The sequence below is a fragment of the Glutamicibacter sp. JL.03c genome, from assembly GCF_025854375.1.
Taxonomy (GTDB): Bacteria; Actinomycetota; Actinomycetes; order Actinomycetales; family Micrococcaceae; genus Glutamicibacter.
The window spans coordinates 3,308,891-3,332,797 of record NZ_CP107575.1; the positions used below are offsets into that span (position 1 = coordinate 3,308,891).

At 64.5% G+C, this 23,907-nt stretch carries 21 protein-coding genes; 8 read left to right on the forward strand and 13 right to left on the reverse strand.

Features of this window, described 5'->3' with window-relative positions:
* Positions 1-380 precede the first annotated feature (380 nt).
* Positions 381-575, forward strand: coding sequence for a hypothetical protein (locus OF385_RS15305; protein ID WP_264276159.1), 195 nt, complete (start codon positions 381-383; stop codon positions 573-575).
* Between the two features lie 35 nt (positions 576-610).
* Here OF385_RS15305 and OF385_RS15310 read toward each other — a convergent pair whose 3' ends face one another.
* From OF385_RS15310 to OF385_RS15325, 4 genes are read right to left on the reverse strand one after another with little or no spacing between them, the layout of a single operon-like run.
* Entirely contained in the window at positions 611-2,569 is a 1,959-nt protein-coding gene (locus tag OF385_RS15310) for a glycosyltransferase (RefSeq protein ID WP_264276160.1), read from the reverse strand.
* The gene (locus OF385_RS15315) at positions 2,569-4,257 is read right to left on the reverse strand and encodes an ArnT family glycosyltransferase (protein ID WP_264276161.1); all 1,689 of its coding nucleotides are present in this window, start codon (positions 4,255-4,257) and stop codon (positions 2,569-2,571) included. Before OF385_RS15315 ends, OF385_RS15310 begins: the two co-directional genes overlap by 1 nt.
* Positions 4,247-6,196: a cellulose biosynthesis cyclic di-GMP-binding regulatory protein BcsB gene (locus OF385_RS15320; protein WP_264276162.1), complete on the reverse strand. Its 1,950-nt coding sequence runs from the start codon at positions 6,194-6,196 to the stop codon at positions 4,247-4,249. Before OF385_RS15320 ends, OF385_RS15315 begins: the two co-directional genes overlap by 11 nt.
* Before the next feature lie 29 nt (positions 6,197-6,225).
* The gene (locus OF385_RS15325; RefSeq protein ID WP_264276163.1) at positions 6,226-6,432 is read right to left on the reverse strand and encodes a hypothetical protein; all 207 of its coding nucleotides are present in this window, start codon (positions 6,430-6,432) and stop codon (positions 6,226-6,228) included.
* A gap of 211 nt (positions 6,433-6,643) precedes the next feature.
* On the opposite strand from OF385_RS15325, the gene glyA reads away from it, so the two are divergent.
* The 3 genes from glyA to OF385_RS15340 all read left to right on the forward strand — a co-directional run bounded on the left by glyA (position 6,644) and on the right by OF385_RS15340 (position 10,231).
* Positions 6,644-7,960: a serine hydroxymethyltransferase gene (glyA, locus tag OF385_RS15330; protein ID WP_319019151.1), complete on the forward strand. Its 1,317-nt coding sequence runs from the start codon at positions 6,644-6,646 to the stop codon at positions 7,958-7,960.
* A 115-nt stretch (positions 7,961-8,075) separates the two neighbouring features.
* A complete protein-coding gene (locus tag OF385_RS15335) occupies positions 8,076-9,272 on the forward strand; it encodes a pyridoxal phosphate-dependent aminotransferase (RefSeq protein ID WP_264276164.1) in 1,197 nt (398 codons plus the stop codon).
* Entirely contained in the window at positions 9,272-10,231 is a 960-nt protein-coding gene (locus OF385_RS15340) for a 2-hydroxyacid dehydrogenase (protein ID WP_264276165.1), read from the forward strand. The genes OF385_RS15335 and OF385_RS15340 overlap by 1 nt, the downstream gene beginning before the upstream one ends.
* Positions 10,232-10,628: 397 nt before the next feature.
* Here the strand turns inward: OF385_RS15340 and OF385_RS15345 are convergent, their stop codons facing one another.
* Both OF385_RS15345 and OF385_RS15350 read right to left on the reverse strand, forming a co-directional pair.
* The gene (locus OF385_RS15345) at positions 10,629-11,516 is read right to left on the reverse strand and encodes a bifunctional 5,10-methylenetetrahydrofolate dehydrogenase/5,10-methenyltetrahydrofolate cyclohydrolase (RefSeq protein ID WP_264276166.1); all 888 of its coding nucleotides are present in this window, start codon (positions 11,514-11,516) and stop codon (positions 10,629-10,631) included.
* A complete protein-coding gene (locus tag OF385_RS15350) occupies positions 11,513-12,136 on the reverse strand; it encodes a cyclodeaminase/cyclohydrolase family protein (protein ID WP_264276167.1) in 624 nt (207 codons plus the stop codon). Before OF385_RS15350 ends, OF385_RS15345 begins: the two co-directional genes overlap by 4 nt.
* A 528-nt stretch (positions 12,137-12,664) precedes the next feature.
* Between OF385_RS15350 and OF385_RS15355 the strand changes: the two genes are divergently transcribed.
* Both OF385_RS15355 and OF385_RS15360 read left to right on the forward strand, forming a co-directional pair.
* Positions 12,665-13,099 (forward strand): MarR family winged helix-turn-helix transcriptional regulator, encoded by a 435-nt coding sequence (locus tag OF385_RS15355; protein ID WP_264276168.1) that lies wholly within the window; start codon positions 12,665-12,667, stop codon positions 13,097-13,099.
* Positions 13,096-14,508, forward strand: a complete 1,413-nt coding sequence (locus OF385_RS15360; protein WP_264276169.1) for an MFS transporter — start codon at positions 13,096-13,098, stop codon at positions 14,506-14,508. Before OF385_RS15355 ends, OF385_RS15360 begins: the two co-directional genes overlap by 4 nt.
* A gap of 71 nt (positions 14,509-14,579) precedes the next feature.
* Here the strand turns inward: OF385_RS15360 and OF385_RS15365 are convergent, their stop codons facing one another.
* The 7 genes from OF385_RS15365 to OF385_RS15395 form a co-directional block, all read right to left on the reverse strand.
* The gene (locus OF385_RS15365) at positions 14,580-14,876 is read right to left on the reverse strand and encodes an antibiotic biosynthesis monooxygenase family protein (protein ID WP_264276170.1); all 297 of its coding nucleotides are present in this window, start codon (positions 14,874-14,876) and stop codon (positions 14,580-14,582) included.
* A 117-nt stretch (positions 14,877-14,993) separates the two neighbouring features.
* Positions 14,994-15,524, reverse strand: coding sequence for an ASCH domain-containing protein (locus OF385_RS15370; RefSeq protein ID WP_264276171.1), 531 nt, complete (start codon positions 15,522-15,524; stop codon positions 14,994-14,996).
* Between the two features lie 87 nt (positions 15,525-15,611).
* Positions 15,612-15,932 (reverse strand): hypothetical protein, encoded by a 321-nt coding sequence (locus tag OF385_RS15375; protein WP_264276172.1) that lies wholly within the window; start codon positions 15,930-15,932, stop codon positions 15,612-15,614.
* A 232-nt stretch (positions 15,933-16,164) separates the two neighbouring features.
* Positions 16,165-17,595, reverse strand: a complete 1,431-nt coding sequence (locus OF385_RS15380; protein WP_264276173.1) for an APC family permease — start codon at positions 17,593-17,595, stop codon at positions 16,165-16,167.
* Between the two features lie 305 nt (positions 17,596-17,900).
* Positions 17,901-19,694 carry a glyoxylate carboligase gene (gene gcl / locus OF385_RS15385; RefSeq protein WP_264276174.1) on the reverse strand — a complete coding sequence of 598 codons (1,794 nt, stop codon included), beginning with the start codon at positions 19,692-19,694 and terminating at the stop codon, positions 17,901-17,903.
* A gap of 290 nt (positions 19,695-19,984) precedes the next feature.
* A complete protein-coding gene (locus OF385_RS15390; RefSeq protein WP_264276175.1) occupies positions 19,985-20,884 on the reverse strand; it encodes a 2-hydroxy-3-oxopropionate reductase in 900 nt (299 codons plus the stop codon).
* A 33-nt stretch (positions 20,885-20,917) separates the two neighbouring features.
* Positions 20,918-21,715, reverse strand: a complete 798-nt coding sequence (locus OF385_RS15395) for a hydroxypyruvate isomerase family protein (protein ID WP_264276176.1) — start codon at positions 21,713-21,715, stop codon at positions 20,918-20,920.
* A gap of 378 nt (positions 21,716-22,093) precedes the next feature.
* Between OF385_RS15395 and OF385_RS15400 the strand changes: the two genes are divergently transcribed.
* Both OF385_RS15400 and OF385_RS15405 read left to right on the forward strand, forming a co-directional pair.
* Positions 22,094-22,219 (forward strand): hypothetical protein, encoded by a 126-nt coding sequence (locus OF385_RS15400; RefSeq protein WP_264276177.1) that lies wholly within the window; start codon positions 22,094-22,096, stop codon positions 22,217-22,219.
* A 156-nt stretch (positions 22,220-22,375) separates the two neighbouring features.
* Positions 22,376-23,905: an NCS1 family nucleobase:cation symporter-1 gene (locus OF385_RS15405; protein ID WP_264276178.1), complete on the forward strand. Its 1,530-nt coding sequence runs from the start codon at positions 22,376-22,378 to the stop codon at positions 23,903-23,905.
* Positions 23,906-23,907 lie beyond the last annotated feature (2 nt).

Consider the following 23,907-nt stretch of genomic DNA (forward strand, 5'->3'; position numbering starts at 1 on the left):
GCGATGGCTCTTACATCGGCCGCAAACCCTCCGAATCGCTCTCCGCACAACGCCACGGATAAGGAGCTCGTTGCACTGCAGGCATGCAGCAGCTTCGTGAAGGCTGCTTTGGGGTAATTCGATCCCTCCCCCCTCAATCTCCTCGAACTTTGGATCCCGAACTGAGTGCGTTACCACGCATGGCCAGTCTGCCGCCGGTCATGAACCCCGCCGGACGGGACATGGCACCATTGGCATCTTGGGCAACGCCTTCTTCGCCCGGGGGCCTTCGATGCCGCCACCACGTAATCGCGGGATCGAGGCAGGTGATTTCATATTAACCAGGGCAAATAATGGCCAGTCCATTGATTTTTCTACAGATCACGTGAAGAGTCGACTTCATGCCCACCTACATGATTGTCATCCCCAGCGTCATAGTCGCCTTTGCCGCCAATGTGGCGCTGGATATTCTGACCGATATCCCGATGCTTCTTCGATGGCTCCTGGCCATCGCCGCCAGCTTGGTCGTGACCTATGTGCTCAGTACCATTGCAAACCGCAGGCAACGGTCAATCAATAGCGATCAGGCGAAGTAGCACCTCCATCACCGCAAGCCACGGCAGCACAGGGCTCAAGGTTCTCCAAGCGTCGTGGAATGCTGGGCCTTCGCCCTTGGCAGGGCAAAGCCTTCCTCCTCATCGAGCCCATGCGGGGTTTTCTCCCAGACATGCGGAGTGCGTGCCATCTGGTACGCCGCACGCCAAGCGGCGATGGAGTGCAAGACCCAATAGGCCGGGTTGAGCACCGCGAAAACGGCCACCCTGGCTCCGTAGCGGCGCCAGGACACCAGCCCCGAAACCAGAATCATCATGGCATTTCCAAAGAGCATGGTCGCCCAGCCCAGACCCAGCAAACCCGTGGGAAGTTGCAGCCCGATAAACCGGACACCGACATAGGTGAAGATCGTGAACCCGAGAACCAGCGGGTAGGACAAGAACGCCAGCGGAGTCCCGGCAATCAGGCCGATCATGCCCACGGCTCCCCCGAGTCCGGTGCGCTGCACGAATCGCAGGGGACGACGCATGTTAACGGCGGCCGTGATCATGTAGCCCTTGATCCACCGGGTGCGCTGCTTGATCCACGCCGGAACCTTGGAACAGGCTTCCTCCCAGGTCGTCGAGTCGATGATCCCCACACGGAATCCCCGCACGCTGGCGCGCAGTCCCAGATCCGCGTCCTCGGTGACGTTCCACGGATCCCAACCGCCGAGCTCACGCAGCTGCGCAGAGCGGAAATGATTCGACGTGCCGCCCAGCGGCAGCGGGATGCCGGTGCCCTCCATGCCCGGCAGCATGGAATCGAACCAGTGCGAGTATTCCACAGCGAACATCCTGGTGAGCACATTGTGCTCGGCATTGAAGTAATTCAAGGCCGCCTGGACGCACACCAGCGGTCGGGCGGTGGGATCCACGTCGCGCCGGATTCTTTCATCCTCGCGGAAAGCAGCAATGGCCAGTCGCAGCTGGTCCGGTTCGGGGCGGTCCTCGGCATCGTAGATCACGCAGAACTCGCCGCTGGACAGCGCCAGCCCGTAATTGCAGGCGCGGGGCTTGGTTTGCGGCACGCCTCGGGGCACCACCAGGATCCGCACGTTCATTGGCGGAGCTGCGGCCTTGGCGGCCGCGATCGTTTCCGCGTCATCCTCCTCCAGCAGCAGCAGGACTTCGAGCTTGGAGCGGGGGTAGTCCAGCGCCCCGATATTATCCAGCAGCTTCGCGATGATATTGGCCTCATGGAAGGCCGGGATCAAGATGGTGTAGACCGGCAATTCATCATCCGGGATGCGTCCACCGCTATCGACGGCGACCCCCAGATCCTTCCGCCACCGCTGTAGCAGCCGCGCGCCCAGGCGTTCGCGGGCCCGCTGGATCGGGGCGTTGACGCTGGCCAGCGTCTTGAACAGGATGCTGGAGGCAAAACTGATATTCGCGATGAACAGCACAACGATCAGCGTAAGCCGCACGTCGAGGAGCAAACCGGCGGCCAGCGCCGCGGCCAGCAGCACCGGCAGCACTTTCTGCCAAGTGGTCAGCGCCACGCGCGCTGACGCCGAGGGCTCCTCGGCGGAGAGCTTATCGGAGGCGTCATAGAGCATTTCTCGGCGGAACGCGGACTGCAGCGCCTGCTGCATGTCCCAGTCGGTGGCCGCCACAACCCGCACCGGTGTGCCCAGGCGCTCTTCGGCTTCGGCCAGCATCAGCTCGGTCGGACGCTCGCAGGTGACGATGACCGTGCTCTCGCCCTCGCAACGGTAGGGCAGCCATGTGGAGGACAGTGCCCAGGTGTGGTCGAGTTGCACCAGCAGATCCAGTTGCGGCGGATCTGCCACCAGGTCCACCAATTCGGTCTGCCATTGCGCGGCAAGCACCCGGTACATCGCGCGGCGGTCGACCGAGCCATTGAGCAGCAGGTGGCGGCCCAGCCGGCCGCCTTCGCGGCGCTGGTCCGCCAGGGCTTGCTCGATCGCCGCTTGATCCACCAGACCATGCTCGATCAGCAGCTGCCCCAGGGGCATGGAGGGAGTATTCATCAGTCGTTCCTTTGCAACACGGCATGCGTGGGTGAGCTGTAGACGGTGTGGTATTGCGCCCGGACTGCCGGCAGCCTGGTCAACGCCTGATCCACAAGATCCACCGGGCCCGAGTTGATGGCGGATCCTTCCTCCTCGACGTTCAGCAGTATCCAGCGTGCGTGCGCTGCCGGATTGGCCAGGGCCCGGTCGAACAAATCACCCGAGGCCCGCAGGTAGATCTGCGAGATGTCGATCCCCAGCAGTGGAATGACCGAATTGCCGCGCGCGCTCTCATCGATCAGCACCGACCCGCCGTCGTAGTGCTCGGAGAGCCAGCGCGCGGCCTCGCTGGAGTAGCGGGTCGAGTCCCGGCTCATCTGCGCCTCGGCCAACACGGGGACACGAGCTAGCGGCCCATTGGCCCACCAGTTGGCCTGCAGCACGGTCGCGACCAGCAGCATCCCGGCCAGCACCGCCCTTGCCCGGTGCGCCGGAAAGCGCGCGAATACCCGATCCACGGCCAGCGCGGCGGCCACCAGATACAGCGGCATGGCGGTCATCGCAAAGCGGTTATTCCACCAGGTGCTCGGCAAGGAGTGGGCGTTGTTGATGGCGGTCTGGCCCATGTACATGCTGAATACCGCGAAGACGTAGGCGCTGGCGGTCAGCCAGAATACCAGTCCGGCCGTGGACAAGCGCCAGCGGTATGCGGCCAGGAGCAATCCGGCTCCCGCCAAGACCAGCAGCAGCGTCCCCGCGGTTCCCAGCACCGAGGCATGGAAGGTCACCAGGGTCAATCCGAGGTTTCCCTTGGTGGGCAGCAGGCCGCTGCCGCTAATGGAGGACTGCTGCGCGCTGGCCGAATACTGGCCGAACATGAACTCCAGCGGATCGCCATAAATGCCCCAGTTGTAGGCCAGCCACCACAGCACCGACAATGCCGGGATCCAGGCGAATCCGGCGCCCATGATCATGACCTGGCGCATCGAGCGGGTGCGCCTGATGGTCACCAGGATCACGAAAATGGTCCCGGTCAGCGCCAGCATCCACCCCTCGTAGCGGGAGAGCATGGCCGCGGCCGTCGGCAGGCCAGCGAAGATGGCCAGCTCCCCTGCACTCATGCGCCGCGCGCCCAGCGCCCACCGGGTGAGACCGGCGAGCGCCGCGACGAGAAAGATCAGGAGCACCGGTTCGGTGAGCGCGGTGGTGTACAGATACAGCACGCTGGGGTTGGCGACGAGCATCAGGACCATGGCCAGCCGCCCGGCACGCCCGATACCGAGCCTGGCCACAATGCGGTAGAGGCCGGCCGCGGTGCCAGCCAGCGAGAAGCTGCCCAGCAGCGCGGCGGCCCACCCCGAATGGAACAGCGGATCGAGCTGGACCAGCGGCACCAGCAGCAGGTGCGGCACCGGGAGCCACACGGTGCCCAGCTGGGCGAAGCCCGGAGCCATGGAATCAACGATGCGCCGGGCGATCGTCAGGTGGCTCTGCGCATCCGAATAGGCCAGCGCCCAGCCGGTGCTGACGGTATATACGCTGGCCCCAAGGGATACTGCCAGCGCGAAGCCGGCGATCAGCAGGGTGCCGGGGACCTTGCGGTCCTCCGGCGGCGCATCCAGCAGCTGCCAGGCGCGTCGCCAGCCGCGCAGTGCGGGCCGAACTGGCGCCACCGGTGCGGTGGCCGCCGCGGAACTAGAGCTCATCGTGGGCAGCAGATGGGGCGGCGGCCTTCGCCTCGGCTTCTGCCTGCGCCCGCGCCTTGCGGTTGGTGCGCCGGTATGCCAGGGCGCCAGCAGCACCGAGTGCTACCAGCACGGCCAGTCCGCCGACGGCCCACCACCCATAAATCCGATAGTCATCGGTGCGCGATGGCTGGGGCACGACGGAATTGCTTTCCAGCAGTACCGGTTCGGCATTCGGCTGGGCGATGAGCAGATTGCGCGAGAGCGCGGACCATCCGCCTTCGGACGCGAGCACCTGGTGGGCCAGGTCGGCGTAGAGCGAGCTGCCACCGGTCCGCGACGCCTCGGCCGCGCCGGTGGCATCACCCGGGGCCCAGCCACCGGCGGCCAGGATGGTGCGCGAGTTGCTGGTAAATGCCTGCAGTGCCGCGTATGGCGCCTCGGTGCCGACCCCGGCAGAGAGCATCTGCGCGTCGATGGTGCGCATTGCCTCCAGGCGCAGTGGCGCACCCAGCTCATTGATGGTGTCCGCCGAGGCCCCGACGACAACAGCGCTGAGTGGGGAGGACGCCACCTCCTCTTCCGGCAGCAGCGTGACCTGCAGCGGAACACCACTGGCCTGCTGCAGGGAGGCCAAGAGACCCGTGGCCAGCAGGTAGGCGTCGGATGGTTCCGCGGACTGGCCAAGTGCCAGGCCGATCTGGCCCGAAGCGGCCTGGGGCAGCATCTCGAAGCCTTGGGTCGTGCCGGTGCCGTAGGCCGGGGTGATCGAGCTGGCCGCGCCGTCAAGGTGCACCTGGACCGGCAGCGATCCGGCCGTGCGGCATTCGGCTCCGACGGCCGCGGCATCCAGCTGGATCCGCAGGCCGTTGCGCCCCTTCACCAGGCTTTCGGGCACGGCTATATCGGTGTTGATGGAGGTGTCCTGCGCATCCAGCACAGAGGAACCCACCAGGCTGTCGTTCCAGTACACGTTCAATGCCGCCTCAGCGCTGCTCGGGAGCGCGCTGTGCGTTCCCGCGAGGTGGATCTGCACGCTGTGCATGCTGGCGCCGAAGTCGGCTTCGTCAACCCCGGTATACAGCGAGGACTGCCCGTAGCCTTCCAACCGGGGATTCTCAAGCCCCAGATCCTTCAGGCTCAATTCCTCGGGTGGCGCCCATCGCACCGGCTCGTCCGGCGTGACTTCGGCGGTGGTCTCGGTGCCGGTGGCAAGGCTAATGGCCTCCGTGCGCAGCACCGAGTCCAACCCCGCAAATTCCTGTGCATCCCCGGACACGGTCAGGGTCGTGCCCGCCCGGTCCAGCTTCAGCTTCAGTTTCCCGCCAGCCGCGTCGAAGCGAACCGTCAGATCAGGGTTCTTGGCTTCCCAGGACACATCGGCATCGCTGAATGCCGTGGCGATCGCCGGGACAGCGGTCATCGCGGCCGCTGCGGACTGGTCGGTGGCCTGGATGGCAACGCGCTTCGGGGACATGGCGAAGAACTGGGCGATCGACTGCGGGGCGGCCGCCTCGCCCTCGACCTTGATGCGCAGGCCGGATAGGCTGACCTCTTCGGGTTGCGCTGCCAGGCAACGCCCGGCAGCGTCCTCCGGGACCCATCTTGCGCCCACGCTCAGGCGGCCGTCGCTTTCCCCGTCCGCCAGCAACGTGCGCGCCGGCTCATCCAGGTCGATCGCGAACTCTCCTGCCTGCTGCGCTGGGAAGGTCTTGAGAATCTTCTGGCCGACACGCAGCTGGATTTCTCCACTGCTGGCGGTGGTCTCGATCAGCCCCTGTACCGAACGCGGGCTTTGCCCTTCGGGAATAGCCACGGAACTCGAAGCCCACGCCCCGGTATCACTGGTGGATGCCGGGTTGGAAACGGTCAATGTTTCGTCGGCTGCAGCTGGTCCCAGCGGTTGCAAGACGAGGAGGGCGCTGGCGGCCAGGGCCAGCGCGTAATGGGAACGGGGCAAAGCTACTCCTGGGTTTTCTGCCCGAGCGCCTAGGCCCGGGCTGGCAGAGGGGTCCTGGGCGAAGGGTCGGTATTCAAGCGCGCAGGCAAACGTTGCTTGTCGTCATTTTGAGGCGCGACAAGAGTGTTGAGGGTCGAGCAAAGGTAGTTCGTAGCTTCCTTGATCAAGGAGGCAGCAGGACCCTGGCTCCAGAACAGTGCTGTGGTCAGCGACTCGCGTTGGGTCTGCGATTTCATCCTACCCTAGTCAACAGCCCATCCATGCCCAGCCAGCGCGAGCGACCGGAGGGGTGCCACCGATTGTGGGGTGTAGCCGCCGAGCAGATTGCGCCATCTCCTGGGCAGGAATGTCATTCCTTCCTATTGACTCATCGGGATTCGACTCATAGCCTTGTCATGAACTATTGATATATCAGTTGTCTGCAATTCGTACATTAGGGAGAAATCGTTGATCAGCACCCAGGATCTATCCATCAGCTCATTGACCGAAACCCTCGGCACACTGGACCCGGAGGTGGCGCAGCGCATCGACGCCGAACTGGCCCGCCAGCAGCGCGGCCTGGAAATGATCGCCTCGGAGAACCACACCGCCCAAGCCGTCATGCAGGCCCAGGGCTCGGTACTGACCAACAAGTACGCCGAAGGCTACCCGGGCCGCCGCTACTACGGCGGCTGCGAAGAAGTCGACGTCATCGAGACCCTGGCCATCGAGCGCATCAAGGAACTGTTCGGCGCGAACTTCGCCAACGTCCAGCCGCACTCCGGCGCCCAGGCCAACGCCTCGGTCTACCACGCACTGGTCCGCCCCGGCGACACCGTGCTCGGATTGAACCTGGCCCACGGCGGACACCTGACCCACGGCATGAAGATCAACTTCTCCGGCCGCCTGTTCAACATCGTTCCCTACGGCGTGAACGAGGAAACCAACGTGGTGGACGTGGACGAGGTCGAGCGCCTCGCTGTGGAGCACCAGCCGAAGATGATCGTGGCCGGCTGGTCGGCCTACCCGCGCCAGCTGGACTTCAAGCGCTTCCGCGAAATCGCTGACAAGGTCGGCGCATACCTGTTCGTGGACATGGCCCACTTCGCTGGCCTGGTCGCAGCAGGCCTGCACCCATCTCCGGTGCCGCACGCCCACGTGGTCACCTCGACCACCCACAAGACTTTGGCTGGTCCTCGTGGCGGCATCATCCTGTCCAACGATGCCGAGATCGCGAAGAAGCTGAACTCCGCAGTGTTCCCGGGCCAGCAGGGCGGCCCGCTGGAGCACGTGATCGCGGGCAAGGCCGTGGCCTTCAAGATCGCCGCGTCCGAAGAGTTCAAGGAGCGCCAGCAACGCACCCTGGCTGGTGCCAGGATCCTGGCCGAGCGCCTGACCCAGGACGATGTGGCGGCCAAGGGCATCAGCGTGCTGACCGGCGGCACCGACGTGCACCTGGTCCTGGTGGACCTGCGCAACTCGGAGCTCGACGGGCAGCAGGCCGAAGATCTGCTGGCGCAGGTGGAGATCACGGTGAACCGCAACGCGGTGCCATTCGATCCACGCCCGCCGATGACCACCTCGGGTCTGCGCATCGGCACCCCGGCGCTGGCAACCCGCGGCTTCTCTCAGGCAGCGTTCGCTGAAGTTGCCGAGATCATCGCCCAGGCGTTGATCGCTGGCGCTGATGGCAATACTTCGGTCTTGCCAGAGCTGAAGGACCGTGTTCTGAAGCTTGCTGAAGCCCATCCGCTGTACCCGGATCTGGCCAAGGTTTCCGAGTAGCACCGTCTTGTGACGATGGGGCCCGGAAGGCGGAAACATTCGCTTTTCGGGCCGTCGTCCATGGAATCCGCGCAGCAGCCCTGCGCCCACTCCCAACCAACGAAGGATCTACACTATGCAACAACTGGCACAACGCCTTGACCGGCTTGGCACCGAGACGGCATTCAGCGTGGCACAGGCCGCCGCGGCTTGGAAAGCCAAGGGCAACCGCGTCTACCCATTCCACCTGGGCGACATCAACATCCCCACCGCGCCGCACATTGTCGACGCCATGAGCCAGGCCATTTCCGAGGGCTACACCGGCTACTGCCCAGGCCCCGGCATCCCGCAGCTGCGAGAAGCCCTGGCCCATGACATCGGCTCCCGGCGCGGCATGGACTTCACCGCCGACAACGTGGTGGTCATGACCGGCGGCAAGCCGGTGATCACCAAGTTCCTGCAGGCAGTGATGGATCCGGGACAGGACGTGCTGTACCCGAACCCCGGATTCCCGATCTACGAATCCCAGATCGAGTACCTCGGCGGCACCGCAGTGCCCTATAACTACGTGCCCACCGAGTCGGGCTTCGCCATCGACCTGGAGCAAGTGCGCGCCTCGATCACCGAGAACACCACGGCGATCATCTACAACGACCTGCAGAACCCGATTTCCGCCGAATCCACGGCCGCCGAACGCGAAGCCGTGGCCCAGCTGGCGATCGAGCACGACCTCTGGGTGCTCTCCGACGAGGCCTACTTCGAAACCCGCTACGAGGGAGCGTCCAGCTCCATCGCCGCGCTTCCGGGAATGGCAGAGCGCACCGTCATCCTCTACACCTTCAGCAAGAAGTTCGCGATGACCGGCTCCCGCCTGGGCTGCGCCGTGGCACCGCTTGAGATCGCCCAGGTGATGAGCAAGCTGAACACCAACGACGAGTCCTGCACCACCCACTATGTGCAGTGGGCGGGCATCGCCGCGCTGACCGGGCCGCAAGAACCGGTCCAGGAAATGCTCGACACCCTCAAGGAACGCCGCGACGTCGCCTGCGAGATCGTGAACTCGATCCCGGGCTTCAGCGTCGCCGTGCCGCAGTCCACCTTCTATCTGTTCCCGGATGTCACCGAGGCCATGGAGCGCAAGGGATTCACCGACGTCGGCGACTTCGCCACCGCAGCCCTGGAGAACACCGGCGTCTCCTTCTGCACCCGCGAGCACTTCGGCCGCCGCCTGCCCGGCGAGAAGCGCCAGTACATCCGCTTGGCCTACTCGGGCATTGAAACCGAGGACATCCGCGAGGGCCTGGGCCGGCTGCGCGAATGGATCGCGGCGTAATGGCGAAGGTAGTCGTCACCGGGCGGATCCCGGAAGCCGCGCTGGACAAGCTGCGCGCCGAGCACGAGGTCGACGCGTGGGACGGCGAGCAGTCGATCTCCCGCGAAGAGCTGCTGGCCAAGGTGTCGGGGGCCGATGCCCTGGTCACCCTGCTGACCGAGCGCGTGGATGCGGAACTGCTGGACGCCGCCGGCGCGCAGCTGAAGGTGGTCTCCAATGTCGCCGTTGGCTACGACAACATTGTCGTGGCCGACTGCACCGCCCGGGGCGTGCGCGCCACCAACACCCCGGGAGTGCTGACCGAGGCCACCGCGGATATCGCCTTCGGCCTGATCCTCATGGCCACCCGGCGCTTGGGCGAAGGCGAACGCCTGATCCGCTCCGGAACCCCGTGGAAATGGGGCATGTTCTTCCTGCTCGGCTCCAGCCTGCAGGGCAAGACCCTGGGCGTGGTGGGCATGGGCGGCATCGGCCAGGCCACCGCCCGCCGGGCCAAGGCCTTCGGCATGGAGGTGGTCTACCAGTCGCGCAGCGAAATCGATCCGGCGATCGCCGCCGAACTGGGTGCGCGGAAGGTGGAGCTCGATGAGCTGCTGGCCACCTCCGATGTCGTCTCGCTGCACTGCCCCTACGGCCCGAACACCCATCACCTGATCGGGGCGGAGCAGCTGGCGGCGATGAAGCCGGAAGCCTATCTGGTCAACACCGCCCGCGGCCCGATCGTGGACGAAGCAGCGCTGGCCCAGGCCCTGCGCGACGGCGTTATCGCCGGCGCCGGGCTGGACGTCTTCGAGAAGGAGCCAGCGGTCCACCCGGACCTGCTGGAACTGGAGAACGTTGCCCTGGTGCCGCACCTGGGCTCCTCGACCATAGAAACGCGAACCGCGATGGCGGTGCTTGCCTGCGAGAACACGCTGGCGGTGCTGCGCGGCGAGGATCCTGCCACCCCGGTGAACTAGGCGCCGTCCCGCACGGGACAGCACGGCGGAACAAAGCTTGAGGACATCGATTGTCGATGTCCTCAAGCTTTTAAGCGGGCACCGTGACGGTTCTCCCAGCCCTGGTTCCGCATTGCACCAAGTCCGTGGCCCGGAACAGGTACGCTGGCCAATCGGCGGGTGCGTAAATCCGGGCCAGCCCAGCGTCAAGACAGCGAAAACCGCCGCATCATTAATCCTCAGATCAATGATGCGGCGGTTGTCCGGGCCGTATCCGTTCAACAGATCCCCTGTCATCACGCTCTCGGAACGACCCGTGTCGTATCATCGCTGCGCCTGGCACCGGCCGTTCCAGCACCCTTCGCGGCCCGGCGGACTGGATTGCCCGCCAGGGCAGAACCCGGACGCTGGCGTACTGCTACCGGCGTGTGGCCATGGGCTCTCCTCTCCACATGATCGACTCGCAAACTTTCGCGGCGGCCTGCACGGTATGCCAGATCAGCAGGGATGTGGTCACGGTTCCGACGCCTCCGGGGACCGGGCTGAGCGCGCGCACTTTGGGCTGCACCGAGGCCGCGTGCACGTCCCCGACCAGCTGGCCTTCTTCGTCCACATTCGTGCCCACATCGATGACTACCGAACAGTCGGCCACCTCTTCCGCGGTGAGCAGGTTGGCACGGCCGACGGCCATGACGGTGATGGCAGCGGCCTTGGTGAAATCGGCCAGCTTGGGGGTTCTGGAATGGCAGATGCTCACGGTCGCATCGCGCTGCAGCAGCAGCTGGGCCAGGGGCTTGCCCACCACGGCAGAGCGCCCTACCACGGCCACATGCTGGCCGGAGAGCGGAATCCGGTAATGCTCGAGGATCTCAAGCACCGAACGCGCGGTGGCCGGGGCAAAAGCCGGTTGGCCCACGCTGAGCCGGCCGAGGCTCAGCGGATTGGCTCCATCGATATCTTTGGCCGGGTCGATCAGCTGCACCAGGACTGCGGTATCCACGCCTTCAGGCAAGGGGGTCTGGAGGATGATTCCGTGCACTGATTCGTCGTTATTCAGCGCCGTGATTGCCGCCGCCAGCTGGTCCTGGCTGGCTTCAGGCATCTGAAGCACCTGGCAGTCGACGCCCTGCTGCGCCGCCGCGCGCTCAATGGAGCGCACGTACCAGGCGGTCGCTTCGTTCCCGGTGGCCATCACCACAGCCAGCTTGGCGGTGAAGCCGTCGCGGTTCAGGTCCTGAACCAGGTGAGCGGTTCTCGCGCGGATCTCCTCGGCCACCGGCTTGCCGCCCAGGCGCCGGGCCGTCATGCCGACACCGCCGAACGGACCGAAGCGGTCATTGTTTCGGCTTCTCCGATCATCTCGGCTGCTCGTCCGGTCGCACGGCTCAGCTGTTCGCGTTGCGCTTGATCCTTGATGGCGGCGATGTTCATCTCCAGGGTGACCAGCGCGGTGCCCAGGGCGGCGCGGGCGGCTTCGGCCGCGGCGGCCACATCGCTGGAGACCGAGCGGTTGCCGATGGGCAATAGCTCCTGGGCCAGCCTGATGACTCCGGACGCTACTTCGACGGTGGCTACCAGCGGGGCCGCGGCATCGATGGTGGCGCGGTTGATGGCCTCGCGGCGGCTGGCCTTCTGCTCCTCGGTATCTTTGGGCAGGGCATAGGCCGTACTGAGCAGCCCGAAAAGACGCTCATCCTCTTGGGCCGCGAACAGTGCTTCGCGCATCTGCTTCTTTGCTTCTTCCGCGATGCCCGCAGCTTGCGCCTGTACCTCGGCATAGCGCGGGCCGGAGGTGAATTCAGCGACCATGGACACCAGTGCCGCCGCCTGGGCGGCGTGCAGTGCACCGGCGGCCCCTCCCCCGGGTGCGGGCGCTCGCGAGGCGAGACGCTCAAGATAGTTGGTGACGGTTTCTGTGGAGATCATGGAATTTTCCTCGCTCAGCATGCACGGCAAGACACTCCTGAATTCAAGTGGATCCGGCGGAATGCAGCGCATTTCAACCGGAAAGCGGGGCACGGAAAAAACGCCGTGAAGCTCGTCGGCTTAATATCCACTTGGTATATCAGTTTACTGTGAAGCCTAGAACACCTCTCCGGGCGGGTCAAGGTTTTTCTTCCGCGCAGCAGGGTGCGCTCGTTGCGCCGGCACGGCCGCCTGGGCCCGGTTTCCCCCATCCGGCCATCGGTGGACCCTGGCATCATCCACCGCGCGGGACAGGAGCTGCGCCAAGTCAAATGCCAAGCCATTCAAAGCGCGCCCGGGAGCTTTCGAGTCTCGACATGCCAGACTACCGGCAAGCGCACACCTCGCCACCAGTTTCCGGCTCAATGGCACACATGGCGACCAGCCATCCCGGACGAGCCACACCCTGTCCCCCTGGATCCTCAGAACTCTCGCTCGGTGCCCTGGGATCTTCAGCAAACTTGTACAAGTTAATTGTATTCTATAGCTATGCAATATTCTTCGGAGGATGACGGCCTACCCCAGCTTCTCTTTGACGCGATCTTCCCGATGTTGGGAATCGTGCACTCAGCGCGAACCATTTCTCCCGGGAAAATCGGCATCCTCCGGGCTCTCGCGGCAGAAGAACACGTCAGCGCCACGCAACTGAGCCACGCCATCGGCGTCAGCCAACAAGCGATCTCGCTGAGCACCAAGGAACTGGAATCGCTCGGATTCATCGAACGCCACAAGGATGAATTGGACCGCCGCAAGCTCTGGTTCCGCCTCACCGAGGCCGGGCGCCAGAAGTTGCAGGCCGAAATCGCCCTCGGGCGCCAAGCACTCAAAGATGCCATCGGCAATGAACTCAGTGGAGCAGAGTTGAAGCTGGTCCGCGACGCCATCCCGGCCCTGGCGAAAATCCGGACGGTGGTGCACGCATGAACCCGCCCAATCAAAAAGCGCTGCTGCCCGCTTTGGTCTTCGCCGCCTTGTCCACAGCCATCGTCTCCTCGCTGGGCATGCTGCTGGTCCCCTCGATTGCTTTGCAGTTCGATGTCGACGTGGCCACCGCGCAATGGATGCTGACGGTCAACCTGCTCGCCGGCGCCATCGCCACGCCGATCCTGGGCCGCCTGAGCGACGGGCCGCACAAGAAACGCCTGCTGATGGTTTCCCTGGGCATCATGTTCGTTGGCTCCGTCCTGGCAGCAGCGGCGCCGAACTTCTCGCTGTTCCTCACCGGCCGCGCCTTGCAGGGCCTGTCGTACGGCATCGTGCCCATCACGATTTCCATCGCCCGAAGGTACATCGAGCAGGGCAAGGTCCAGCCCGCGATCTCCTCGCTGTCCGTGACGGTCTCCTCCGGCATTGGCATCGGCTACCCGCTCACCGGCATCATCGCCGGACTGTTCGACTACAGCTTCGCTTTCTGGTTTGGCGCACTCTTCGTTCTTGCCACTATCATCGTTGCCTGGAAGGTCCTGCCCTCGGGGCCGGATACCCAGGCCGCCTCCCACCGGTTCGACTATCTGGGGACAGTCCTGCTGGCCCTTGGCCTGGGGTCCCTGCTCTTGGCCATTTCGGAGGGGCCGAAATGGGGCTGGGGTTCGCTGCCGATCCTGGTGCTCCTGGTCGTTGCGGCCGTCATCCTGGCCGTCTGGGTGCCGGTTGAAAACAAACTGGATCACCCGCTGATCAACCTGCGCACGCTCAAGCAGGGCGATGTCCTGCTGGCCAACATTTCTGCCATCGCGCTCGGCGCGGCACTGTACATCGGCATGTCGGTGGCCTCCCTGGTGGCCCAAGCCGAAGAATCCACGGGATATGGCCTGAGCCTTCCGGTGCTCTGGGCCGGGTTTGTCATCTTCCCGCTGTCCGTCGGAAGCTTCACGGCCAACCGGGTCGTCCGGGTCTTGGCCAAGAAGGTGGGCATCCAGATCATGCTGCCTCTTGGCGCGATCATCATGTCCCTGGCCGGCACCCTGCTGTGGCTAGTGCACTCGCAGCTGTGGGAAATCCTCGTGAGCATGCTGGTCTTCGGCCTTGGCATGGGCGCCAGCTACGCGGCGATGCCTGCGCTGATTGCCCGCAGCGTCGCGACCCAGGAATTGGGCAGCTCGGTCAGCTTCAACCAGGTGCTGCGCACCGTTGGCTCTTCCTTCGGCACCGCGATTTCGGCCGCCATCATCGCCACCCATGCCGGGGTTCATGGGGCTGCCACCCCTGCGGGCATCAATATGACGTTCATGATCGGCGCGATCTTGTGCATCATCCTGGGCGTGGCACTGGTGGCCCATTCGGCCCACCGTGCCTCACAGCCCACCAGCCCGGCACCTATGCGCGTCGACTGATTGCCACTCATGCAGGGCGGGGCGGGAAGATCCGCTGGATCTTCCCGCCCCGCCCTGCATGTCAGCTCGCCTTAGAGCTCAACGATGTCGAATTCCATCAAGTCCGCACCGTGGGCAACAGGCCGCTTCGCCTCGCCGCCGGCATGGGCGGCGTCCGCGCGCTGCTCTCGCCAGTTCTCGAAGTCCTCTCGCGTAGCCCACTGCGTGTAGACGAAATAGCGGTCTTCACCACTGACCGGGCGGAGCAATTTGAAGCCTTCAAAGCCGGGCGAGGAATCCACCGAATGCTTGCGGGCCGCGAAGCGCTTCTCCAGCTCCTCGCCGGCTTCTGCGGGAACCGATAGGGCATTGATGACGACAATCGACATATTCGACCTTCCGTGATTGCGCTTCACCTGATTGGAAGCTTTCAAGCCCAGCCTACGCCCGAATTCCGTGGCCGCGCAGTTCATGGCCGAGTGCATCCTGCCGCGGGCAGGCCGCTGCTAGCCGGCGAACCGTGCAGGCCAGCAGATTTCAAATCTCTCCAGGATCAGCTCGCCACCGGGCAACCGCGTATCCTCCGGCGACCAGTCACGCCCCATGGCTTTCTGGGTTCGACGCCAAAACTTCTCATGTTCGCGCTGCCACGAAGCCAAGCTCAGATCCCCCTCGCCTTCCGCCGCGGCGAACTGCGCGTCCACCTCGAAGAAACTGGCGCGATCCACGCTGATGATCCGCAGGATGGCCCGCGGCTCCCCTGCCCCGTCGCAAATGATGCAATGGTCCTCCGGCCGGGGCACACGCTCGTTGCAGTCGTCGTAGTCGCAGGCCAGCGAGGACGTGGCCCGCTTGGTTCCGTGCAGAATTTCATTCAAGAGCTCATCAGCCAGCGCCGGATGATCGCCAAAGGATTCGGCAACATGATGTGGGGCGTTCTGGGCATCGATGCTTCGGCTGGCCAAATAGTCCGCCCACATTGTTGCGGCCGCTTCGGCATTGACCGGGGGCAATGGCTGCATGGTATTTTCTGCCATGCCCTGATCCTACGGTGCGACCGCCCGGATCCGGCATTCCGGCAGGCCGTGGCAAGGACCGGCCGCTGCGCTGAGGGAAAAATTGATTCAGCTGCCGTTTTCGATTCTGCTCAGGGCCGGCTCGACGGCACGCAGGCCATCAGGCGGCGAAGGCCGCTGGCGGGTCGAGGCACCGCGGACCGCGCCTGGGTGGACGGGCTGGCTGCTGGGCGGCACGGCGGCTGCTGTTTCTTCGGCCTCGGCGTTGGCCGGTGCTGATTTCCGCTGATGAAGATAGGTCTTGATGCCGAAACCGAGCAGCACCGCGAAGAGGACGCCGGCAAGGACCAGCGAAATCAGCCACATTTCGCCCTGGGACAGATCATTGATTTCTTTGGTCAGCAATGAGGGTGCAGAGCTCGTATCCATACCTGTTCCTGTAGTCGAAAGAAACCGCCACGTTGTCCCCATAGGAGTCCAGCCTAGAACGCGGGCCGCGGAATCTTCCGGTTTCTCAGGTAATTGATATGGGTTCGTTACGCGGGGCGCGCCCGATCACGATCAGATCCCCGAATCCTGCCGTGGACCCCCTCGTGGCCGGCTCGCCCAGAAGCGGCTGCGGGTTGCCGCGCAGGGCACCGGCGGGCGCGGCATTCCCCGGCTACAGCAGCACTTCGCGCCGCTTGGAGAGCAGCACCCTCGCGACCATGCCGGCCACGAGCAGGGCCAGCACACCGATGGAGAACGGCCCGTAGCCGTCCTCGCCGACAAGGCTTGGAAGATTCACCAGAATGATGCCCAGGAAGCCGAGCAGGCCCGCCAGCCCGAGGGCCGGAGCCACCTGCCGGCCCCACTTCGGCCCTCCGGGCTGCTTGCGGGAAAAGAAGGCCAGGACCGCGATGGATGTCAACGTCAGCAGCAGGACCACTCCCACCGATGAGATCCCTCCGAGCCAGGTATAGAACTGGTTGATTGGCTCGAGCTGGAGCACTACGGCGAGCAGCACCAGCACGCCCGTGACGGCAGAGGTGAGTACCGATGCCTTGGCCGGGGAGCCCAGGGTCGGATGCGCCTGCCCCAAGGAGGCAGGCAAGACCTGCCGCACCCCCAGCTGGAAGAAATAGCGCGAGGATATATTGTGGAACGACAGGATGCAGGCAAAGAGGCTGGTCACGAACAACAGCTGGACAATATGCCCGCCGACGGAGCCCAGATAGGCTTCGGTCGTGCTTTGCAGGATGGTCCCGGAGTTCTCGCTGGCCTTGGCCACGATGCCGCTTTGGCCGTTGGCGCTGATCAGAACCCAACTGGACACGGTGTAGAAGACGCCAATGGCGATCAAGGAAATGTAGGTTGCGCGCGGGATGGTGCGGTCCGGGTCCTTGGCTTCATCGCGGAACACCGCAGTCGCCTCGAATCCCACAAAGGACAAGATGGCAAAGAGTATTCCTATTCCCGGCGCACCGGACACAATTTCCGCTGGGGTCACGATTCCCCGGGAGAATCCTTCCGGGCCGCCTCCGGAGAAGATCACCACGGCGTCCAGCGCAACGACGATGGCCACCTCGGCAATCAGCAGCACGGCCAGCAGTTTCCCCGACAGCTCGATATTCCGGTAGCCCAGGACCGCGACCACTGCGAAGCAGGCGGCTGCCCAAACCCACCACGGCAGCTCGGGACCGCCGTAGGCTTCGACCAGCTCGCCCAGTCCCGGCCCGAAGAGCCCGAACACCCCCGCTTCCAGGGCAAGGTACGCCAGCAGTGCGATGAATGCGGCGCCCAGGCCCACTGCGCGCCCGAGCCCGGCACCGATGTAGGCGTAGAACGCGCCGGCATGGGGAACAAACCGCGTCATCTGGGTGAACCCCACGGAGAACAGCAGCAGCACGAGCGTGGCGATCACGAAGGAGAAGGGGAAGCCAGCGCCATTGCCCGAGGCAATGCCCAACGGGACAGGGCCGCCGATCACGCCCAGCGGAGACGCCGCGGCGACGACAATGAAGACGATGGAAGCCACCGAGAGGTTTCCGCGCAGCGAGCCGGATGGCTGGGCTTTGGTGGCAGGTAGTGCAGTGCTGGGGGCTTGGGCCATCTGGGGTTCTCCATTGAAACGGCGGCGGGATTGCCTCCACTTTAAGAGCCGCGGCCCCAGCCCATCGATTGGCGGAAATGAATAGTCACACTAAGTAACCCAGGCGCCTTGGATGCCGTCATATTCGGCCGGCAGCCGCTCTCGCACGGCAATCGTGCGTCATAAACCGTCATTCAGCAGGCGCCCTGCGGCCCAGCAGCCGGGCGCCACGTTCAATGGCCAGTGCGCGGGGCACACCCGAAATATGGTGAACCGGTGCCCCGCGCCCTGGCAGTTGTGCGTGTCCAGGTAGTGACGACTAGCCTTTAGGCACTCACGGTGGCACGTGCGCCGAGCGGCACCAACGCGGTTGGTGCATCTTCGGCGGTCAATGCCAGATCTTCAAACTCGTTCACAGCGTCCAGGGCTGCGCCCATGGCGATGTTGGTGACCTTCTCCAGGATGACCTCGACCACCACTGGCACCTGGAACTCTTCAGCCAGGCGCTGCGCCTCGGCGAAGCCGTCGGCCAGCTTGGCAGGATCCTCGACGCGCACCGCCTTGCAGCCCAGGCCTTCGGCGACCTTGACGTGGTCCACGCCGTAGCCGTTGGTTTCCGGGGAGTTGATGTTATCGAAGCCCAGCTGCACGTGGTAATCCATCTCGAAGCCGCGCTGCGACTGGCGGATCAGGCCCAGGTAGGAGTTGTTCACCACGACGTGCACATACGGCAGCTTGAACTGCGCGCCCACGGCCAGCTCTTCGATCATGAACTGGAAGTCGTAGTCTCCGGAGAGGGCGACCACCTTCTTCCCCGGCTTGCCGCGCACCACGCCCAGTGCGGCCGGACCGGTCCAGCCCAGCGGGCCGGCCTGTCCCGCGTTGATCCAGCGGCGCGGGCCGAAGACGTGCAGCATCTGCGCGCCGGCGATCTGCGAGAGGCCGATGGTGGACACGTAGGTGGTGTCCTGGCCGAAGGCCGCGTTCATTTCCTGGTACACGCGCTGCGGCTTGATGGGGATGTTATCGAAGTTGGTCTTGCGGTGCCCGGTGCCCTTGCGCGCGGCGGCCGAATCGGCCCAGGCGCTGTAGTCGGGCAGGGTGCCGGCGGCCTTGCGCTCGCGCACCACCTGAAGGATGGCGTCGATGGCGGCACCGGCATCCGAGGTGATCCCCAGATCCGGCGAGAAGACGCGGCCGATCTGGGTCGGCTCGATGTCCACGTGGATGAACTTGCGGTTCGCGCGGTACACATCCAGGGCGCCGGTGTGGCGGTTGGCCCAGCGGTTGCCCAGTCCCAGCACCACGTCGGATTCCAGGAAGGTGGCGTTGCCGTACCTGGTGTGGGTCTGGATGCCGACCATGCCTGCCTGCAGGCGGTGGTCGTCGGCGATCGCGCCCCAGCCCATCAGGGTCGGGGAAACCGGGATGTTCAGCTCCTCGGCCAGCTCAACGAGCTGCTGGGAGGCGTTGGCGTTGATCACACCGCCACCGGCGATGATCAGCGGCTTCGTGCCGCTCAGCAGCAGGTCGACGATCTTCTCTGCCTGCCCGCGGGTGGCCTTCGGCTTGTCCACCGGCAAGGGCTCGTAGGCGTCGATGTCGAAGTCGATCTCGGCCATCTGCACATTGATCGGCAAATCCAGCAGCACCGGGCCGGGACGCGAGGAGCGCATGATCTGGAAGGCCTTGGCGAAGGTGCCCGGCACCAGCCCCGGCTCCAGGATGGTCGACGCGTACTTGGTGACCGGCTTGGCGATGGACTCGATGTCCACGGCCTGGAAGTCCTCCTTGTGCAGCACGCTGGTCGGGGCCTGTCCGGTGATGCACAGCATCGGGATCGAATCGGCGATGGCGGCATACAGGCCGGTGATCATGTCGGTGCCCGCCGGGCCCGACGTGCCCAGGCACACCCCGATCTTTCCGGTGGCCCGCGAGTAGCCGTCGGCCGCGTGGCTGGCGCCTTCGACGTGGCGGTGCAGGGTATGGCGGATTCCGCCATGGTCCTTCATGGCCGAATACAGCGGATTGATGGCTGCTCCTGGCAGGCCGAAGGCCTCGGTGGCACCCTCTTTTTCCAGGATCTGTACGATGGCATCTACTGCGCGCATCTTTGGCATGGCAAACACGTCCTTTGGGAAGAACAATCAAGCTGTTCATGGATAGCGGGGAAGAAGTGAAAAGGAACCTACGGCGGGCAGCACGGCGCATGAGTCACCACAACGCCTGCCCCTTGAGCACCAGATCCCGGGAACGGACCGGAACGAAGTCCTCGCGCCCCACCGGCGGTGCCGGCCGCGGTGAACCGTGTACGCAAACCGCAACCGGCGTCCGCGCTGCTGGTGAAGGGTGCCGTGATCTGAGGTGCAGGCGCTACCGGCAACGCCCGCCGTAGGAAGATGTGTGGGCCCTAGGCCGGAACCGGGGCTTCAACCGTGCCGGAGAAGCGCTGCACGCCGCGGAAGAGGCCCGAGTGGTCCAGTGCCCCGTCCCCACAGGCCACGGTGGAGGTGACCAGCTGCGCCACGAGGGCGCCCAGCGGCAGGACCACGCCGGCTTCGCGGGCCGCCGAGGTCACGATGCCCATGTCCTTGTTGTGCAAGGCCAGGCGGAAGCCCGGGGCGAATTCGCGGTCCAGGATCTTCTGGGCTTTCTGGTCCAGCACCTTGGAGCCGGCCAGCCCGCCGCCGAGCACCTTGATGGCTGCATCGGTATCCACGCCATAGGCTTCCAGGAAGACGACGGCTTCGCTCAGCGCCTGGATGTTGGCGGCGACGATCAGCTGGTTGGCGGCCTTCACGGTCTGGCCCGAGCCCGAGGGGCCCACCAGCACGATGGTCTTGCCCACGGCGTTGAGCACGCCCTGCGCGGCCTCGAAATCTGCCGGCTCGCCGCCGACCATGATGGACAGCACCCCTTCGATGGCTCCCGCTTCGCCGCCGGAGACCGGGGCGTCCAGCGGGCGCAGTCCGGCGGCGCGGGCCGCCTGGGCCAGATCCACCGAGACATCCGGGCGGATCGAGGAGTTGTCGACCCACAACGCTCCGGCCTTGGCGTGGGCGAAGACGCCGTCCTCGCCGGTGACCACGGCTTCGACGTCCGGGGAATCAGGGACCATGGTGATGACCACGTCGGCGTCCTTGACAGCTTCGGCGATCGAGTTGGCGCCCTGCCCGCCAGCGGCGACCAGGTCGTCGATGGCTTTCTGGCTGCGGTTGAAACCGGTGACGGCGAAACCGGCATTGACCAGGTTCTTCGCCATTGGCAGGCCCATGATGCCAAGGCCGATGAATGCAACGTTCTGCGACATGTTGTTCTCCAAAATCTCAGGTATGGGGGTGCTCTAGGCGCTGGCGGAGGCGGTCTTGAGCCACTCGAAGGCGGTGGCCTGATCCTGCTTGTATTCCAGGGCGACCTTGCCGATGTAGCCCAGCTCGCGCGAGCGGCTGATCCAGTCGAACAGCGGCAGGTTGCCGGTGCCCGGGGCTCCGCGGCCCGGCGCGTCGGCGATCTGGATGTGCCCGAAGTCCTTGGCGTGGTCCTCGATCACGGCGGCGACATCGTCGCCGTTGACGGCCAGGTGGTAGAAGTCGGCCAGCAGCGCGATATTGCCCTGGCCTTCTGCCTTGACGGCGTCGACGATCGCCAGCGCATCGGCGGCGGTCTTCAACGGGTAGGCCTCGGTCCCGGAGACCGGTTCGATCAGCACGGTGCCGCCGATCCCCGCGACGCCTTCGGCGGCCACGACCAGGTTCTCCAGCCCCAGCTCATCCTGCTCCTCAGGGGTGTAGTCCGCAAGGCGGTTGCCATACAGGGCGTTGAAGGAGGTGCATCCGGTGGCTTCGCCGATGGCGGCCACGACGGCGACGTTGTCCGTGAACTCGGAACTGCGCCCCTTCCAGGACACCAGGCCGCGATCTCCTTCGGGCATATTGCCGGCGAAGAAGTTCAGTCCGTCGAGCTTCACGCCGGCGTTCTTGAGCGACGCGATGAATTCGTCCACCTGCCGGTCCCCGGGGACGGCCTCAGCAAAGGGCCACCAGAATTCGACGCTGTCGAACCCTGCCTGGCGCGCTGCCTCTGCGCGCTGCAGCAGTGGCAATTCAGTAAGAAGAATTGAGCAATTCAGAGTGTAGGACACCGGATTCCCCTCCAAGACCAGGTTTCAAGTTTCCGCTTTGTGGAAATTATGTTTTGCTTCATGAAAACACTACGACCCGGGCGGCTGACTGTCAACCCCTGTGCACTCAACTTCTTGCAACCCTCCAGCACCTCCGGGCAAGGCCGCTGGCGCACGGCGAGAGGCAAGTAACTCTTGCTTAATATGCGAAACCTGTTTGTTAGAAATTGCGCTGGATCGAATGAACCACCCCATGGAGGTGGCGAATGAGTTGCGCCCATATTTCCGTCATATGAAATCAGTATTTTCTATTGCGGTAGGCGCGATCGGGGCTTACAGTTGACTGGAAGGTGATGCGGCACACATCTCGGAGTGCATGATACTGACTCAGGAGCAGCCATGAGCGCACAATCCCTCGGGAGTTTACTCGGGCACCCAGACTGGCAGCAGGCCCTGACCGCCCAGCCAGTGGTAGGTACCCCATCGGAGTTCTACCAGAACTTCGGCCAGCCGATCTATCCGTAGCCGGTGATCCCGTCCGCAGCGCGGACCCACGGCAAACCCACCACGAATAGATCAGCATGCCTTGCGCAGGCGGGCCGACAGCACACGAATTTCCCATCCCGGACACCGGGTGGCTTCGCCCTGCCTTCAGCATGCTCATGAGCAAAGGACCTCGCCATGAGGCAAGAACTCTCGGAGCCAAGCTCCACCGACGTACCACCGGTCGCCCCCAGCCACCAGGGGATCGACCGCTCCAATCCGCATGAACTCAGCCCCAGCCTGTACAACCAGGATCTGGCTCCAACCACCCGCAAGGGGCGCTCGTGGAATGCCTACAGCATCTTCACCCTCTGGGCCAACGACGTGCACTCGCTGGGGAATTACGCCTTCGCCATCGGCCTGTTCGCCCTGGGAATGAGCGCGGGACAGATCCTCGGTGCCCTTGCCATCGGCGCGGTGCTGCTCTTTGCCCTGCTGAATTTCTCTGGGTTCATGGGCGAAAAGACCGGCGTCCCGTTCCCGGTGATGAGCCGCATCGCCTTCGGAATCACCGGAGCCCAGATCCCGGCCCTGATCCGCGGCGCGGTGGCGATCGCCTGGTTCGGCATCCAGACCTATCTGGCGTCCCAGGTCCTTTCGGTCATGGTGATCGCCGTCGCTCCCGCGGCATCCGGACTTGAGGATTCAAGCTTCCTGGGACTGAACACCCTGGGGTGGATCTGCTTCATAGTCCTTTGGGCCATTCAGCTCGTGATCGTCAGCTACGGCATGGAGATGATCCGCAAATACGAAGCCTTCGCCGGCCCGGTGATCCTGGTGACCTTCTTGGCACTGGCCATCTGGATGCTTATCGAATCTGGCTTCAGCATCTCGTTGAGCACCGGCGAGACCAAGAGCGGTGGCGCAATGTGGGCGGCAATGTTCGGCGCTGCCGCGCTCTGGGTCTCCATTTACGGAACCTTCGTCCTGAACTTCTGCGACTTCACCCGCGGAGCGCAGTCGAAGAAATCCATCGTCAAGGGCAACTTCTTCGGCATCCCGTTGAACATGCTCTTCTTCGGAGCCATCGTCGTGGTTCTCACCGGAACGCAGTTCTCCATCAACGGCAAGGTCATCACTTCGCCGTCGGATGTTGTCGGAGCGATTCCCAACACCTTGCTGTTGCTTCTCGCCTCCGCCGCGCTTCTGGTCCTGACCATCGCAGTGAACCTGATGGCGAACTTCGTAGCTCCCACCTACGCGCTGACCAATCTCTTCCCGAAGAAACTGAACTTCCGCAGCGCCGCGATGATTTCCGGCGTGATCGGGCTGGTGATATTGCCGTGGAATCTTTACAACTCCCCGGAAATCATCAACTACTTCCTCGGCGGCCTGGGCGCATTGCTCGGCCCGCTCTTCGGCATCATCATGGCCGACTACTGGCTGATCCGCAAAGCGCGGATCAACGTCATGGACCTGTACCGCGACCACCCCGAAGGCACCTACTACTTCACCCGAGGCGTGAACTATCGCGCTGTTGGAGCTTTGGCGATCAGCTCCGCCATCGCCCTGGTGCTGGCCTTCGTTCCGGCGCTGCATGTTCTCGGGCCTTTCGCCTGGTTCCTCGGCTCCGGCGCCGGCGCGCTCGCCTACCTTGCCCTGGCCAAGCGCCAGCATGACCTGACCGACATCGACGGCGAGCCCATCGCCGTGGCTCCGACCCACTAGGA

Bases quoted from the DNA above. Each gene is read 5' to 3' on its own strand.
- OF385_RS15335 (WP_264276164.1), top strand. From the start codon at position 8,076: ATGCAACAACTGGCACAACGCCTTGACCGGCTTGGCACCGAGACGGCA.
- OF385_RS15370 (WP_264276171.1), bottom strand. From the start codon at position 15,524: ATGGCAGAAAATACCATGCAGCCATTGCCCCCGGTCAATGCCGAAGCG.
- OF385_RS15400 (WP_264276177.1), top strand. From the start codon at position 22,094: ATGAGCGCACAATCCCTCGGGAGTTTACTCGGGCACCCAGACTGGCAG.
- OF385_RS15340 (WP_264276165.1), top strand. From the start codon at position 9,272: ATGGCGAAGGTAGTCGTCACCGGGCGGATCCCGGAAGCCGCGCTGGAC.
- gcl (WP_264276174.1), bottom strand. From the start codon at position 19,694: ATGCCAAAGATGCGCGCAGTAGATGCCATCGTACAGATCCTGGAAAAA.
- OF385_RS15405 (WP_264276178.1), top strand. From the start codon at position 22,376: ATGAGGCAAGAACTCTCGGAGCCAAGCTCCACCGACGTACCACCGGTC.
- OF385_RS15365 (WP_264276170.1), bottom strand. From the start codon at position 14,876: ATGTCGATTGTCGTCATCAATGCCCTATCGGTTCCCGCAGAAGCCGGC.
- OF385_RS15315 (WP_264276161.1), bottom strand. From the start codon at position 4,257: ATGAGCTCTAGTTCCGCGGCGGCCACCGCACCGGTGGCGCCAGTTCGG.
- OF385_RS15325 (WP_264276163.1), bottom strand. From the start codon at position 6,432: ATGAAATCGCAGACCCAACGCGAGTCGCTGACCACAGCACTGTTCTGG.
- OF385_RS15360 (WP_264276169.1), top strand. From the start codon at position 13,096: ATGAACCCGCCCAATCAAAAAGCGCTGCTGCCCGCTTTGGTCTTCGCC.
- OF385_RS15345 (WP_264276166.1), bottom strand. From the start codon at position 11,516: ATGACGGCCCGGCGCCTGGGCGGCAAGCCGGTGGCCGAGGAGATCCGC.
- OF385_RS15305 (WP_264276159.1), top strand. From the start codon at position 381: ATGCCCACCTACATGATTGTCATCCCCAGCGTCATAGTCGCCTTTGCC.
- OF385_RS15350 (WP_264276167.1), bottom strand. From the start codon at position 12,136: ATGATCTCCACAGAAACCGTCACCAACTATCTTGAGCGTCTCGCCTCG.
- OF385_RS15380 (WP_264276173.1), bottom strand. From the start codon at position 17,595: ATGGCCCAAGCCCCCAGCACTGCACTACCTGCCACCAAAGCCCAGCCA.
- OF385_RS15310 (WP_264276160.1), bottom strand. From the start codon at position 2,569: ATGAATACTCCCTCCATGCCCCTGGGGCAGCTGCTGATCGAGCATGGT.
- OF385_RS15375 (WP_264276172.1), bottom strand. From the start codon at position 15,932: ATGGATACGAGCTCTGCACCCTCATTGCTGACCAAAGAAATCAATGAT.
- OF385_RS15390 (WP_264276175.1), bottom strand. From the start codon at position 20,884: ATGTCGCAGAACGTTGCATTCATCGGCCTTGGCATCATGGGCCTGCCA.
- OF385_RS15355 (WP_264276168.1), top strand. From the start codon at position 12,665: ATGCAATATTCTTCGGAGGATGACGGCCTACCCCAGCTTCTCTTTGAC.